The 14,541-nt window shown below is 69.6% G+C and carries 11 protein-coding genes; 6 read left to right on the top strand and 5 right to left on the bottom strand.

The features are described 5' to 3' along the window. Nucleotides 1-80: 80 nt before the first annotated feature. Both BLV49_RS13470 and BLV49_RS13465 read left to right on the top strand, forming a co-directional pair. Nucleotides 81-3,833 (top strand): zinc ribbon domain-containing protein, encoded by a 3,753-nt coding sequence (locus BLV49_RS13470; RefSeq protein WP_091185470.1) that lies wholly within the window; start codon nt 81-83, stop codon nt 3,831-3,833. A gap of 87 nt (nt 3,834-3,920) precedes the next feature. Continuing rightward, nucleotides 3,921-4,406, top strand: a complete 486-nt coding sequence (locus tag BLV49_RS13465) for a Dps family protein (RefSeq protein WP_091185466.1) — start codon at nt 3,921-3,923, stop codon at nt 4,404-4,406. Between the two features lie 66 nt (nt 4,407-4,472). Here the strand turns inward: BLV49_RS13465 and BLV49_RS13460 are convergent, their stop codons facing one another. The 4 genes from BLV49_RS13460 to BLV49_RS13445 are packed head-to-tail and all read right to left on the bottom strand — an operon-like array spanning nt 4,473 to nt 8,099. Then, entirely contained in the window at nt 4,473-5,972 is a 1,500-nt protein-coding gene (locus BLV49_RS13460) for an amidohydrolase (RefSeq protein ID WP_091185463.1), read from the bottom strand. Nucleotides 5,973-5,982: 10 nt separating this feature from the next. Next, complete coding sequence (locus BLV49_RS13455; RefSeq protein WP_091185460.1) at nt 5,983-6,978, bottom strand: Fpg/Nei family DNA glycosylase; 996 nt, start codon at nt 6,976-6,978, stop codon at nt 5,983-5,985. Continuing rightward, the gene (locus tag BLV49_RS13450) at nt 6,978-7,466 is read right to left on the bottom strand and encodes a ribose-5-phosphate isomerase (protein WP_091185456.1); all 489 of its coding nucleotides are present in this window, start codon (nt 7,464-7,466) and stop codon (nt 6,978-6,980) included. The genes BLV49_RS13455 and BLV49_RS13450 overlap by 1 nt, the downstream gene beginning before the upstream one ends. Before the next feature lie 15 nt (nt 7,467-7,481). Next, on the bottom strand, nt 7,482-8,099 hold the full coding sequence (locus tag BLV49_RS13445; protein ID WP_091185451.1) for a mycothiol-dependent nitroreductase Rv2466c family protein: 618 nt from the start codon (nt 8,097-8,099) through the stop codon (nt 7,482-7,484). Between the two features lie 77 nt (nt 8,100-8,176). Between BLV49_RS13445 and pepN the strand changes: the two genes are divergently transcribed. From pepN to BLV49_RS13425, 4 genes are all read left to right on the top strand, one after another. Then, complete coding sequence (pepN, locus tag BLV49_RS13440; RefSeq protein WP_091185447.1) at nt 8,177-10,720, top strand: aminopeptidase N; 2,544 nt, start codon at nt 8,177-8,179, stop codon at nt 10,718-10,720. A gap of 87 nt (nt 10,721-10,807) precedes the next feature. Beyond that, entirely contained in the window at nt 10,808-11,818 is a 1,011-nt protein-coding gene (locus BLV49_RS13435) for a mechanosensitive ion channel family protein (protein ID WP_091185445.1), read from the top strand. Continuing rightward, a complete protein-coding gene (locus BLV49_RS13430; protein WP_091185442.1) occupies nt 11,815-12,207 on the top strand; it encodes a globin in 393 nt (130 codons plus the stop codon). The genes BLV49_RS13435 and BLV49_RS13430 overlap by 4 nt, the downstream gene beginning before the upstream one ends. Before the next feature lie 29 nt (nt 12,208-12,236). Further along, nucleotides 12,237-13,895, top strand: a complete 1,659-nt coding sequence (locus tag BLV49_RS13425) for an FAD-binding dehydrogenase (protein WP_091185439.1) — start codon at nt 12,237-12,239, stop codon at nt 13,893-13,895. Here BLV49_RS13425 and BLV49_RS13420 read toward each other — a convergent pair whose 3' ends face one another. Continuing rightward, nucleotides 13,896-14,540 carry a DUF8185 domain-containing protein gene (locus BLV49_RS13420; RefSeq protein ID WP_091185437.1) on the bottom strand — a complete coding sequence of 215 codons (645 nt, stop codon included), beginning with the start codon at nt 14,538-14,540 and terminating at the stop codon, nt 13,896-13,898. Between the last annotated feature and the right edge of the window lies 1 nt (nt 14,541).

Below are 14,541 nucleotides of genomic sequence, written 5' to 3'. Positions count from 1 at the left end.
GACTGTCGTCCACAGCCCGCACCGCCCACATCGGTCGCGCCGTAGGCCGTACACGCGTCCGGTTCCGCCATAGTGGAGTCATGGCTTTTCGAGGGCACCCCGGCCGCAACTGGCCGAGTTCACCGTGGGCGTTCGTCGACACCCGGTTGTGCCCGGCCTGCTTCGCACCGCTGCGCGGAACCGTCTGCCCCGCCTGCGACCTCGACCTGAATGCTCCGGAGGCGGCCGAGCTGTTCGCAGCGTCGCGGCGCCTCGTCGACGCGGAGGAGTCTCGCCAGCAGATCCTCTCCCGCATGCGCGACCGGCAGTCCTGGCACGAGGCTTCCCGCGCCACGCCGAATGAGCGACCAGCGGCCGCGAGCCCCGCTCCCCCGCTGCCCGTGCCGACGCCCTCGGCGGTTCCCGCCCCGGCCCGGCAGGAGCCCGCGCGCCCGCGACGCTCCACCGTCCAGATCCTGCTCCTCACGGTCGGCGTGGTTCTCGTCTCGGTCGCCGCGATCTTCTTCCTCGTCGTCGCGTACCTCATCGCGTCCCTCGCCATCCGTTCCGTCCTGACCGCGGCGCTCGGGCTCGCAATCATCGCCGCGACGTGGCTGCTCGCCCGCCGCAGCTACACGGCGACAGCGGAAGGCGTCGGCGTCGTGGGGACCGTGTTCCTCGTACTCGACGTGTGGATCGTGCGCGCCAACGACGTCTTCGGCTCCTCGGCCATGCCCCCCTGGCCATACGCGGCGCTGAGCCTCGCGCTGCTCACCGCCGTGCTCGTCGCCGCCCGAGTGCTCACGCACGTGCGCAGCTACGCCGTCACCGGAATCATGCTGGGAGCCGGCGCCGCGTTCTCCGCGGGCGTCTCCCTCTTCCCCCACGGGGCGGCGGCGTCGCGCTCCTGGACGGGGTTCCTCGCGGTCTCCGTTCTCGCGCTCGCCTGGCCGCTCCTGCGTCGACACCGCCCGGAGATGGTCACGGCGCGCACGCTCGCCGCGGTCAGCTCGGTCCTCGCCTTGCCGTTCGCCACAGCGTCATGGCCAAGCCTTCAGTGGGGCACGACCATCGCGTTCCTCGCCACCGCGGCAGTGTTCACGGCGCACTTGTGGTACTCACCCGTCGCGACAGCGCCACGGCGAGCGGATCCCGAGCTTGTGACGCTCACCCCCCAGCCGCAGGCCGCTGCGCCGCCGTTGACGACGACGCAGCGTCTCGGCGCGTGGAAGACGTCAGCCGGCGTCGGAATCGGGCTCGCCCTTGCCGGAGCCGCAACCGCGCCGACCGTGCACATGTCCTCGATCGCCGCTCAGCTCATCGTGCCGAGTACGCTGACCGCCGCCTTCGCCATCCTCCTCGCGGCCGTCGCCCGGCTCTCGAGGGCGACGGCGAGCGGCGCCGGAATGCGCGTGGCTTCCGACGTCGTTCTCGCCGTCTGCGGGCTCGTCGCGATTCCGGCGCTCGGCACCGCGGCGGTCGAAGCCGTCGCGCGCGTCGCGATCACGAACTTCTCGCTCCCGGCCCTCGCGTCCGTTCAGCCTGTGCTTCCGCAACTGGAGTACGCACCGCCGATCACTCTCGCGTGCCTCACGATCGCCATCGCGTCGACGCTCGCCCTGAGAGGCCTGCTTCGTCGTCTCGGCTGGCTCCCCCTCGGCACCGGAGCGCTGGCGATCGCCGTGTGGGCGGTGATCATCCCGATCCCCCTTGGCAGCACAGCCGTCCTCGCTGGCCTGACAATCGCTTCCACCGCCCTGTTCGCCCTGCTGCGGCCACGCCGCGGCCGCCGCATCGTGCTCGCGATCATCGTCATCGGAGCGTCGCTCCTGTCGTATGTTCTCGGAGCCAACAGCTCAGGCGCCTGGCCGTTCGCGGCAATCGTGGCGATCGGCGCCCTCACGACCTTCCGGCTGAGCATGCCCGCCCGCGTCAAGCTCGCCGATCGGCTCGCGACCGGTCCCATTGTGACGGCCGTGCTCGTGACGGTCGTGCTCGTGACCGCGCGATGGGCGCCCGTCTGGATCGGCACCCTGGTCGGCGGCGGGGGCGGTGCCCTTCCGGCTCTCACCCTCGTGCTCGCCGCAGCCACGACGGTCGCCCTCGCCGCCATCCTGCTGACCCGGCTGCCCGCGCCGGACTGTTCCGTGATGGCGGTGATCGGCGGGATCTCCGCAGTGTTGGGGATGATCGAGTTGACGGCCGGCCGAATCGGCGACCCGGCGCCCTACCTCGCCGGACTCGCGGCTGTGCTTCTCGCGCAGATCGCCTGGCACATCACGCCAGGCGCGAGAGAGCGCGTCGGACGATACGTCACAGCGGCGCTCGTTCCCCCGACCGCGATCCTGCTCGCGGTCGAGAGCTGGCGGGTATTCGGCCCGAGCGTCTGGGGCGCACCAGAGCTCATCACAGCGGGCCTCTCCCTGGTTCTCGCGGGCCTCGGCCTCGTCCTCTTCCGAGGGGACCACTTCGCGCCGACGGGAGACCCGCGAAGCCACCCGGCGCGTTTGTGCTGGGATGCCGCTATCGCGCTCACGGCGGTCGTCACCGTCCCTTCGGCGCTCACGACGAGCGATTTCGGTCCGCTCAACCTGTTCTTCCTCGGTCTCATTCCGCTGCTGTTCGCGGCCGGCGAGGGCGATCTCGTGAGCGGCACGAGTCTGAGGCGCCACGTCGCGTGGGTATCGCCGCCGTGGCTCGCCGCGGCGCTATGGCTGCTTCTTGCACAGCACGGCGTCGAACTCATCGAGGTGTACAGTCTCCCGCTCGCCGCGCTTCTCGGGCTCATCCTCGCGCTCATCGCGTGGCGGCAGCCGGTGCGGGAGACCGAAGTGCCGAGCGGACGCAACATGCTCGCCATCGTCGCTATCGGAATCGCCGCGATACCGAGCATCGCGGTCGCGGCATCCGGCACGCTCTGGCGCCCGGCCGTGCTCGTGGCGATCGGTGTCGCGCTCGCCCTCGGCGCGCCGGCGCTGGCGTCGCTGTGGCGAGGAATTCGAGCGGCACTGTGGCTGTGGTCCGCTGGTCTCGCGATCGCGGCGATAGCGGGCTGCACGCAGGCGTTCCGGCTCATCAGCCACAGCGCGCCGGCCGTGCCGATCGAGGCGTGGCTTGTGCCCGTCGCCGTCGCGCTCACCGTCGGCGGCATCCTGTGGCGCACGAAGTCGCACACACCGGCCGTGCTGGGCCAGATCGCGGTCGCGAGCGCTCCCGCCGTCATCGGGATTCCCCTCGCGAACCTCGCCGCCGTTTCCGAGGTCCCCGTGTGGCGGCTCTCGCTCGTCGGCTGCGCGATCATCGCCTACTTCGTCGCGGCCTCGACGCCAAGGCTCGCGCCTCGCGCCGTCGCAGTGCGCTGGACGTCGGCGGGATCGACGGCCTTCCTGTGCATCGGCGCGATGGCGGGCGGACTCGATCCAATCGAGGCGGTGACCGTCCCGGTCGCGGTCGGCGCGATAGTCGGCGGCGTCCTTCGCCTGCAGGCGGATCGCACGCAGCGCTCATGGCGCCACCTCGGCGCGGGGCTCGCGGTGCTTCTCCTGCCGTCACTGGCCCTTGACCTCGTCGACGGGGTGCTGTGGCGCCTTGTCGGGCTCGGTGTCGTCGCCCTCGCGGTTCTCGTCGGGGGCGTGTTCGCACGCCTGCAGGCGCCCGTCGTCCTCGGGGCGGGAGTGCTCATCGTCCACGGGCTCGCCCATTTGTGGCCCTGGATCTCCGTCGCCTACCATGCGACGCCGTGGTGGCTGTGGGCGGGCGCGGGAGGCGTCATCCTGATCGTGATCGCCGCAAGCTACGAGAAGCGGGTGCGCGAGCTGCGAGCGGTGGCGCGCAGCGTCTCGGCGTTGAGGTGAGTGGGGGCTTACTGAGTGCAGGCTTCGCTTGCTTGCGGAATTCGGCGCGGACAGTAGCGTTGTAATCACCGAGAGAAGAGGATCAATATGACAACGTCTCAGACCGAAACACTCACCAACGTCAACCCCGACGTCGCTTCGGGCACGGCTCAGTTCCTTTCGCCACTCGTCGTGGACCTCGAGGCGATCGTCGTCAATGGGAAGCAGGCGCACTGGCACTTGCGCGGCGCGAACTTCATCGGCGTGCACGAGCTTCTCGACACCGTCGTCGCCGACGTGCAGGGCTGGGCGGATCTCGCCGCCGAGCGCGTCGTCGCTCTCGGGCTCCCCGTGGACTCCCGCCTGTCGACGGTGGCATCGAAGACGACGGTCCCGGAGCTGAGCGCGGGCTTCCAGCAGTCCGAGAACAGCATTCCCGAGGTCGTGGCCATGCTCGATGCCGCCATCACGACGGCCCGCACCGCCGTCGACGGCCTCGACGAGGTGGACTTGAACAGCCAGGACATCGCGATCGAGATCGTCCGCGGACTCGAGAAGGACCGCTGGCTGCTTCTCGCGCACATCGCGAAGTAATCCTCTCGACACGCATGCGGGGCCCGGAGCGATCCGGGCCCCGTTCGCGTTGGCTGCCTCTCTCGTTCAGAGGGTGCTGTGCGTCCAGCGTCCGCCGAGCAGTGTCCCGGACACCGGCATCGTGCGCAACGATTCCGCCGGCGTGCGCAACGGATCGTTGTCGAGGATCGCAAGGTCCGCCAGGTCGCCCTGCTGCGGGGCGATCCGGCCGAGCCGCGTGGATGCCGCGAGTGCCTCGCGCGCCGTGATGCGCTGCTCCGGGTGCCACGGCTGCCTGCCGTCCCTGCTGCGCGTGACGGCGGAGGCGATGCCGGTCCACGGATCAAGCGGAGCGACGGGCGCGTCAGAACCGAGGGCGAGGGGAACGCCCGCGTCGAGGAAGCTACGCAACTGGAATGCGCGGCCGGTGCGTCCGGGCCATTCGCGGTCAGCGATGTCGCGATCGTCCATCGCATGCTCAGGCTGAACGCTCGCCGTCACGCCGAGCTCGCGCATGCGCTGCACATCATCGGGGCGCACAAGCTGGGCGTGCTCGATGCTCCCCCTGGCGCCCGTGTCGCGGAACGCGTCGAGAGCCAGCCCGATCGCTCGGTCGCCGATCGCGTGCACGGCGCAGTCGAGCCCCGCGGCCGTCGCCCGGCTCATGAGAGCGTGGAGCCGTTCGGACGAGACGTTCAGGATGCCGGTGGCCGACGGTCCGCTGACGCCGGCGTACGCGTCGTCGCAGTATGCCGTTCGCGTGTTGAGCGAGCCGTCGGTGATGACTTTGAACGGTCCGACGCTCACGAGCCCGTGGGCATGCGGGATGAGCTGTCCTGTGTGCATCCGCTCGGCGACGGCGCGCTCGAGATCCTGGCTGTAGATCCCGAAGCGGACGCGCAGCTGTGTCGCGCCGGCTTGAGCGCGTCGCGCCCACACGTCGCGGTTCCAGGTCATCTCCATGTCCGTGATGCCCACCACACCGCGGGCGGCCGCGGCGTCGGCCGCTTCGCTCGCCCACCGGTCGGAGACGTAGTCGGGAACTTCGTCGAGAAGCTTCTGCACCCGGAAGGCGTCCTCTTCCCTCAGCAGGCCGCCAAAGCCCGGGTCTACGTTGAAACGCCACATCGCGGCGGAGTTCAGCCACGTGGAGTGCAGGTCGGCCGAGACGAGCACGGTGGGCCGCTCCCCGAGCGCCACGTCGAGGACCTCCGCGCTGGGGACTTCCGCCCACAGCGCGTCCCGGAAGCCGACGCCCACGACGAGTTCCGCATCGGCGGCCGCCGATTGCACGATGCGCGCCGCTTGAGCAGGCGATGTCGCTCCGGACACGTCGACGCGCGTGCTCGCGATCGACCACATCGTGAAGTGGACGTGATGGTCCCACAGGCCCGGGACGACGACGCGCCCGTCGAGGTCGGTCGCTTCGCCGCGCGTCGCGGCGAACCGCGCCGGGCGGATCGCCGTGATGGCGGCATCCGTCATCTCGATGTCGACGAGCGCGTCCTCGCCGGCCAGCCGGGCGTTCAGAAGCGTGCGCACGGCGCCCGAGCCCGGGGTCGCCGCGCTCAAGCGGAACTCGCTCATGCGTCGGCTCCTAGAGCTGGCATCCGGGGCACCAGTAGAGCTTGCGGTTGCCCATCTCCTCGAGCACGATGTTGGTTCCGCACACGCGGCACGGCAGCCCTTCGCGCTTGTACACCCAGTGCCGGTCGGCGCGGTTGGCCATCGCCTTCGCGTAGTCCTCGCCCGTGAGCCCGTCCATCGTCATCATCTGCCCTGTCTCGATGCCGATGCGCAGCAGTCGCACCCAATCCCGCCAGAGCTCGCGCACGAGCTCCTCGGGCACGTCGCGCCCGGGGGTGTGCGGGTCGAGTCGCGCGCGATACAGCAGCTCCGCGCGGTACACGTTGCCGATGCCGCTCACGACGCTCTGGTCCATGAGCAGGAGCCCGATCGGCGTCTGCTTCTTGCGCACCGTCTGCACGAAGCGCTCCTCCGCCTCCGCGCTGTCGTCATGCGCCGGATCGGGGCCGAGCTTGTCGATGACCTGCTGCACCTGGCGCCCGTCGCGGATCTCGCAGGCCGTCGGCCCGCGCAGGTCCGCGACCGTGTGCTCGGTCAGCAGACGAAGTCGCACGGCCCCGACGGGCTCGGGCGGGAAGCGGTCCCACTCGACGTCGGTGTCGCCCTTCGTCTGCTCCGACATGCGCACGCGCGCTCGCCGCGGCGCCCCGATGCTCGCAAGCGAGTTCTCCCCCGCCTCATCGAGCACGGTGAGCGCCATGTCGGTGCCGTGCTGGTTCGTCTGTCCCATGCGACCGTTCGCCGACGCGATCGTCGGATCGACGGAGATCTCGCCCGCGAAGTCCCACGCCCCGTAGATGCCCAAGTGCACGCGCAGCCACACGTCATCGCCGAAGTCGGCGAACATCTGCTTGCCGACGGCGAAGACGCGCTCGAGCGTGCGCCCGTCGAGCAGCGCGGCGCCCTCGACGAATCGACCCTGCGGTGAGGATGCCGCCACGCGACGGCCCGCGAAGTTGTGCTCGAACTGCCGGGCGATGCGGTGGACGGAGTGGCCCTCGGGCATCAGTGATCGATGACCTTTCCGGCGATGTCGCCGGTCTGCTCGTACTCGGCGAGCTGGGCGATGCGGCGAGCGTGCCGCTCGTCCCCGCTGAACGGGTGGGCGATGAACGTGTCGATGAAGGAGAGCACGTCCTCGTAGCTGTGCTGGCGCGCCCCGATCGAGATCACGTTCGCGTCGTTGTGGTCGCGCGCGAGTTCGGCTGTCGAGGTGTTCCACACGAGCGCCGCGCGGGCGCCCTTGACCTTGTTCGCCGCGATCTGCTCGCCGTTTCCCGAGCCGCCGAAGACGACGCCGAGCGCCTCGACGCCCGCGGTCTGATCGACGACGACCGCGTGCGCGGCGTTGATGCAGAACGCGGGATAGTCGTCGAGCGGGTCGTACTCGCTCGGACCGTGGTCGATGACCTCGTGCCCCTTGTCACGCAGGTAGTCCTGCAGCTTGCGGCTGAACTCGAGGCCGGCGTGGTCGGTGGCGATGTGAATGCGCATGGTCCTATCCTGCCGTCAGTCGAACTGCGGGCCGACCGTGCGCGAGCGCTTGAGCTCGAAGAATCCCGGGTACGAGGCCGCCGCGACGACGCCGTCCCACAGGGTGAGCGCCTGCTCGCCCTTCGGGGCCGGGGAGATCACGGGACCGAAGAACGCGACGCCGTTCACGGCGATCACGGGCGTGCCGACGTCTTGCCCGACTCGGTTGATGCCGTCGAAGTGCGAGGCCCGCATCTGCTCGTCGTACTCGTCGCTCTCGGAGTAGCGCGCGAAGTCGGCGGGCAGCCCGACCTCCTCGAGGGCGCCGGCGATGACCGCGTCGGCGTTCGTGCTGCCGCCCGGGTGGATGCGCGTGCCGAGCGCGTCGTACAGCGGTTTCACGATCCCCTGGCCGTGCAGTTCGGCTGCGGCGGCGACGAGACGCGTGTAGCGCAGAGCGCGCGGGAAGAACGCACGGTAGTCGTCGCTGACGTCGGTGTCCTCGTTGAGGACGGCGAGGCTCATGATGTGCCAGGTCACGTCGAGGCTGCGGTGCTGTGCGACCTCGTCGACCCAGCGCGAGGTCATCCACGCCCACGGGCACGAGGGGTCGAACCAGAAGTCAACGGTCGTTGTGTCGGAAGAGCTGCTCATGGTTTCACCCTACGGCAGAGAGCGCGGCGCTACGCTGGGTCGTTGGACACGATCCACGATGTCGATAGGAGCAAGACGTGCCAGGAGAGAACCTCACTCGGGTCGAGGCGCAAGAGCGCAAGAACCTGATCGCGACGCAGAGCTACGCGGTCGCGCTCGACCTCACACAGGGCGCCGAGACCTTCCGCAGCACGACGACCGTGCGGTTCACGGCGAGCGAGGGCGCCTCGAGCTTCATCGACGCGATCACCTACCGGGTGCACGCCGTCACGCTGAACGGTCGCGAGCTCGATCCCGCGCAAGTCGCCGACGGCGCCCGCATCCAGCTGGAGGGTCTCGCCGCCGAGAACGAGCTCGTCGTCGACGCCGACATGCGCTACACCAACACGGGTGAGGGGCTTCACCGCTTCGTCGATCCCGTCGACGGCGAGGTGTACTTGTACAGCCAGTTCGAGGTTCCCGACTCGCGCCGCGTCTTCGCGGTGTTCGAGCAGCCCGATCTCAAGGCCACGTTCCAGTTCACGATCACCGCCCCCGCCGAATGGCAGGTCGTGTCGAACTCTCCCACTCCCGATCCCGTGGCCGAGGGTCAGGATGCCGCGACGTGGCGCTTTGAGCCGACTCCCGTCATCTCGAGCTACATCACCGCGATCGTCGCGGGGCCCTACGAAGTCGTGCGCAGCGAGCTCACGAGCAGGGACGGCCGCACGATTCCGCTTGGCGTGTTCGCGCGCAAGAGCCTGTTCGAGTATCTCGATGCGGACTACATCTTCGAGAAGACGCGTGAGGGCTTCGCCTACTACGAGGAGAAGTTCGACTACGCGTACCCGTTCGAGAAGTACGACCAGCTCTTCGTGCCGGAGTTCAACGCCGGCGCCATGGAGAACGCGGGCGCGGTCACCTTCACCGAGACGTACGTGTTCCGCTCCAAGGTGACGGATGCCATCAAGGAGCGCCGCGTCGTCACGATCCTGCACGAGCTCGCGCACATGTGGTTCGGCGACCTCGTCACGATGAAGTGGTGGAACGACCTGTGGCTCAACGAGTCGTTCGCCGAGTGGGCGTCGACGATCTCCACGGCCGAGGCAACGGAATGGTCGCAGGCGTGGACCACGTTCCAGGCGATGGAGAAGAGCTGGGCGTACAAGCAGGACCAGCTGCCGTCGACGCACCCGGTCGTCGCGACGATCCGGGACCTCGAGGACGTGCAGGTCAACTTCGACGGCATCACCTACGCGAAGGGCGGATCGGTTCTCAAACAGCTCGTCGCCTGGGTCGGCGAGGAGGCGTTCTTCGCCGGGGTCTCCCAGTACTTCAAGAAGCACGCGTACGGCAACACCGAGCTTTCCGACCTTCTCGCCGAGCTGGAGGCCACGAGCGGCCGTGAGCTCGCCAGCTGGTCGAAGCTCTGGCTCGAGACCGCCGGCGTCAACACGCTCCGACCCGAGATCGGCACCGACGCGGAAGGCACGATCACGTCCTTCGACGTCGTGCAGACCGCGGCGGAGGACTACCCGACGCTTCGTCCGCACCGTCTCGCCATCGGCTTCTACAACCTCCACGAGGGCCGACTCGTCCGCGACAAGCGTTTCGAGCTCGACGTCGACGGTGAGCGCACGGCGGTCGCCGAGGCGATCGGCGCGACGCGCCCGGATCTCGTCCTCGTGAACGACGACGATCTCGCCTACGCCAAGATCCGGCTCGACGAGCAGTCGCTCCGCGTCGCGATCGAGCACCTGTCGAGCATCGAGAGCCCGCTCGCCCGCGCGCTGGTGTGGGGATCCGCGTGGGATTCGACCCGCGACGCCGAGACGCCCGCGAGCGACTACGTCGACCTCGTCCTCAACAACATCGCGACCGAGACGGAGTCGACGACGCTGCGCACGACGCTCAACCAGCTCGTGCTCGCCGCCTCGCACTACGTGTCGCCCTCGCGCCAGCGCGCGACGCTCCAGCGCGTCGCGGACGCGTTGTGGCAGCTCGCGAACGACGCCGAGCCGGCAAGCGACGCGCAGTTCCAGTTCGTGAAGTTCTTCGCCGCCGTCGCGGAGACCCCTGAGCAGCTCGACTCCGTGCAGGGCCTGCGCGAAGGACGGTTCCCGCTCGAGGGCCTGGACGTGGACACCGATCTCGGCTGGGAGCTTCTCATCGCTCTCGTCGCGGGCGGTCGCGCGGGAGACGACGAGATCGAGCAGGCGCTCGCGTCGGACAATACGGCAAGCGGCCAGCAGTCCGCCGCCCACGCTCGCGCCGCGATCCCCACCGCGGAGGGCAAGCAGGCCGCGTGGGCGTCAGTTCTCGATCAGGACGCCCTGCCGAACACGATCGTGCGCAGCACGTCGCTCGGGTTCCTGCGGGCGACGGACTCCGAGATTCTCGAGCCGTACATCGAGCGCTACTTCCAGTCCGTTCTCGACATCTGGAACAGCCGCACCTACAAGATCGCGGAGTACGTCGCCGTCGGCTTCTATCCCTCTCCGATCGCGAACGAGGCTCTGCGCGATGCCACGCGCGCATGGCTCGACGCTCATGAGGAGCCGGCGGCGCTGCGACGGCTCGTCGTGGAGAACCTCGCGGGCGTGGAGCGCGCTCTCGCCGCACAGGCACGCGACACGCCCTGACGGGCGTGACGGTGCCGGCCCGCCTCGAGCGGCGGGCCGGCACCGTGTCACAGCAACCGCGAACCTCTCACGGATACACTCGCACTCGTGTCAGCCTTCTGGAAAAGCGTCGCGGACTTCTTCGATTCGCCGCTCGGCGTTCTCGTGCACGTCGTGCTCATCATCGTCTGCGCGGTTCTTGTCACGTGGGCGCTGCACGTGATCATCCACCGCGGCGTGTTGAGCATCGTCAGCGGTGTGAAGAAGGGCCACGGCGTCGACGACACGCAGGCGCTCGCCGCCTCCCCGCTCGCCGCGGTGCGTGTTGTGCAGCGCACGAGAACTCTCGGCTCGGTGCTCACCAACATCGTCAACGTCGTCATCGTCGTCATCGCGGTGCTGCTCATCATCCACGCGGTGTCCCCCGGCATCCTGAGCTCGTTCGCCCTGCTCTCGGCCGCCGTCGGTGCCGGCCTCGGCTTCGGCGCCCAGAACATCGTGAAGGACGTGCTCAACGGCATCTTCATGGTCATCGAGGACCAGCTCGGCGTCGGCGATGTCGTGGACGTGGGCTCCGCGACGGGCGTCGTCGAGCGCGTCGGCATCCGCATCACCCAGATCCGGGACGTCAACGGCGTGCTGTGGTTCGTGCGCAACGGGGAGATCCTCCGCGTCGGCAACATGTCGCAGGGCTGGTCCCGACTGATCATCGACCTCGCCGTGCCGTACGACGCCGACCTCGACACCGTCCGCGAGCGACTTCTCGAGACGGCTGTCGCGCTTTCTCATGAGGCGAAGTGGCGCACGCACTTTCTCGACGCTCCCGAGCTGTGGGGAATCGAGTCGGTGTCGGAGGACGCGATCGTGCTGCGGCTGGTCGCCAAGACGCGCACGTCATCGAAGGACGACGTGGGCCGTGAGCTGCGCCAGCGGCTGAAGATCACGCTCGACGAGCTCGCCGTGCAGTCGCCGTCGCTCGAGACCGTCATCCTCGAGGGCTGGGAGGGCGCAGGCAGCGTCGGCGGCGCCCGGCCGCCGAAGACGAAGCCCATCACGGTGAACGAGGCGCCGCGCCTCGGCCGTCTCAAGCCCAAGCGCAAACCGAAGGGAACCGCATGACCGACGCCGTCGCCGTCAGCTTCTACGAGGAGGTCGGCGGTCACGCGACCTTCGACAAGCTCGTGACCGAGTTCTACAAGGGCGTCGCCGCCGATCCGGTGCTCACCGCGATGTACCCGGAGGAGGACCTCGGGCCCGCTGCCGACCGGCTGCGGCTGTTCCTGGAGCAGTACTGGGGCGGTCCGACCACGTACAGCGAGACTCGTGGGCACCCGCGCCTGCGGATGCGGCACGTTCCCTACAAGGTCAACCCCGACGCACGCGACCGCTGGCTCGCCCACATGCGCGCCGCCGTCGACGCTCTCGGCCTTTCACCGATGCACGAGGCGACACTGTGGGACTATTTTGAGAGGTCAGCCCACGCGCTGGTGAACACCTTCGAGGAGTGAGCCTGCGCCCGTGACGAAGGAGCCACCGCATGCCCCACTCGCGCTACGACGCCGTTGTCGTCGGCGCCGGCCTCTCCGGTCTCGTCGCCGCCGCTGAACTGGCCGACGCGGGCCGCAGCGTCGCCGTTCTCGACCAGGAGCCGGCGGCCTCCCTCGGCGGTCAGGCGTGGTGGTCCTTCGGCGGACTGTTCCTCGTCGACTCCCCCGAGCAGCGTCGCATGGGCATCGCCGACAGCGTCGAGCTGGCGTGGCAGGACTGGCAGGGCACCGCGGGATTCGACCGCGAGGAGGACGCGTGGGCAGAGCGTTGGGCGCGCGCCTACGTCGACTTCGCCGCGGGCGAGAAGCGGTCGTGGCTGCGGGAGCAGGGCGTGAGTTTCTTCCCCGTCGTGGGTTGGGCGGAGCGCGGGGCGGGCGCCGCGTTCGGGCACGGGAACTCGGTGCCGCGCTTCCACATCACGTGGGGCACCGGGCCGGGAGTCCTCGCACCCTTCATCCGTCGTGTGACGGCTGCTCAGGATGCCGGAAGGCTCGCGCTCCTTCACCGGCACCGCGTCGACGACCTCATCGTGACGGATGGCAGGGTCACGGGCGTGCGCGGCGCCGTGCTGACGCCCGATGCGGTGCCGCGCGGGGTGCCGAGCTCACGCGACGAGGACGCGCCGTTCGAGATCGCCGCCGACGCTGTCGTCATGGCGACCGGCGGCATCGGCGGCAATCCTGAGCTGGTCCGCGAGAACTGGCCAGAGAGGCTCGGCCCCGCGCCCGAGCGGATGCTCACCGGGGTCCCCGCCCACGTCGACGGACGCGGCATCGGCATCGCATCCGCCGCGGGAGGTCGCGTCGTCAACGCGGACCGCATGTGGCACTACACCGAGGGCATCGAGAACTGGTCTCCCGTCTGGCCCGCGCACGGGATCCGCATCCTGCCGGGGCCCTCCTCGCTCTGGCTCGACCCCACGGGCAGACGACTGCCCGCTCCCCTGTTCCCCGGCTTCGACACCCTCGGCACCCTCGCGCACCTCACGCGAGCCGGTTTCGACCACTCCTGGTTCGTGCTCACGCAGAAGATCATCGAGAAGGAGTTCGCGCTCTCCGGCAGCGAGCAGAACCCCGACCTGACCGGCAAGGACGTTCGGATGCTGCTCAGCCGCGTGCTGCCGGGCGCACCTGCACCCGTTGAAGCGTTCAAGCGGCACGGGGCCGATTTCGTCGTCGCCGACACGCTCGACGAGCTGCTCGCGGGCATGACGGCGCTCTCGGAGCCGGGTGTGCTCGACACCGCTCGAGTGCGCGATGAGATCGTCTGGCGTGATCGCGAGCTCGACAACGGCTTCGGCAAGGACGCCCAGCTCACGGAGGTGCGCGGCGCGCGGGCCTATCGCGGCGACAAGCTCATCCGGGTCGCGAGCCCGCACAGGCTCCTCGATCCGAAAGCGGGGCCGCTCATCGCCGTCAAGCTCCACCTGCTCACCCGCAAGACGCTCGGCGGCCTGCAGACCGACTTGTCCGGCCGCGTCCTCGATCTTGCCGGCGCGCCCGTTCCCGGCCTGTACGCGGCCGGCGAGGCGGCCGGCTTCGGCGGCGGAGGCGTGCACGGCTATCGTTCGCTCGAGGGCACGTTCCTCGGCGGCTGCCTGTTCACGGGGCTCACGATCGGTCGCAGCCTCGTCGCCGAATCCCGGTGATCAGCGCTGCTTCACGAGCACGTGGCCGCGGCGTGAGGTGAGCCGGAGCCACGGTCCGCTGCGGAAGACGGCGAGGCGTTCGGGCCCGTGCAGGAAGCCGAGGCTCTCGGCGGCGAACGCCGCACCCGAGGGAATGTCCTCCGGGTGCTCGAGCGGGCGCGCCCACACGTCCGAGCGGATGCGCTGCACAACCGGGTCTCCGGGGCTCGCCGGCAGCGCCGCCGCAATCTCCGCAGCGCCGGAGCGAGCGGCATCCGACAGCACGTCCGACTCGACGTCCGTCGCACGCGCCCAGCCGCCGCGCGGCGGCGCGATTCCCGCCCAGGCGACCTGCACGTCGTTCGGCGGAACCTGGAGGCGCGGTTCGTCGACCGGCGCGAGCGCGGCAATCCGGTCGCTGATCGCCGCCGGAGTCACCGTCCGATCGAAATCGGCGCCGCTCGTCTCGGCGAACGTGCGCAGACCGAGGACGGTCGGGCTCGCGTCGAGCAGACCGCGCGCGTACAACACGGGCGCGTACACCGCGAGCACGCCACGGGTCGCGATCAGACGAATCGCGTCCGGGTCCACGTGCTTGGCGCGCGAGACGTACACGTTCAGGTCGGATACCGCCTGATTGTCGCTGAGGGAGAAAGAGAGGTTCATC

It is taken from the genome of Paramicrobacterium humi (assembly GCF_900105715.1).
GTDB classification, from domain to species: Bacteria; Actinomycetota; Actinomycetes; order Actinomycetales; family Microbacteriaceae; genus Paramicrobacterium; species Paramicrobacterium humi.
The sequence above is the reverse complement of the archived record's forward strand: the minus strand, read 5'-3'. Positions and strand labels throughout refer to the sequence as shown.

Coding starts and splice junctions, on each gene's coding strand:
- BLV49_RS13465 (WP_091185466.1), top strand. CDS start 3,921: ATGACAACGTCTCAGACCGAAACACTCACCAACGTCAACCCCGACGTC.
- BLV49_RS13430 (WP_091185442.1), top strand. CDS start 11,815: ATGACCGACGCCGTCGCCGTCAGCTTCTACGAGGAGGTCGGCGGTCAC.
- BLV49_RS13470 (WP_091185470.1), top strand. CDS start 81: ATGGCTTTTCGAGGGCACCCCGGCCGCAACTGGCCGAGTTCACCGTGG.
- BLV49_RS13450 (WP_091185456.1), bottom strand. CDS start 7,466: ATGCGCATTCACATCGCCACCGACCACGCCGGCCTCGAGTTCAGCCGC.
- BLV49_RS13425 (WP_091185439.1), top strand. CDS start 12,237: ATGCCCCACTCGCGCTACGACGCCGTTGTCGTCGGCGCCGGCCTCTCC.
- BLV49_RS13455 (WP_091185460.1), bottom strand. CDS start 6,978: ATGCCCGAGGGCCACTCCGTCCACCGCATCGCCCGGCAGTTCGAGCAC.
- BLV49_RS13445 (WP_091185451.1), bottom strand. CDS start 8,099: ATGAGCAGCTCTTCCGACACAACGACCGTTGACTTCTGGTTCGACCCC.
- BLV49_RS13420 (WP_091185437.1), bottom strand. CDS start 14,540: ATGAACCTCTCTTTCTCCCTCAGCGACAATCAGGCGGTATCCGACCTG.
- BLV49_RS13460 (WP_091185463.1), bottom strand. CDS start 5,972: ATGAGCGAGTTCCGCTTGAGCGCGGCGACCCCGGGCTCGGGCGCCGTG.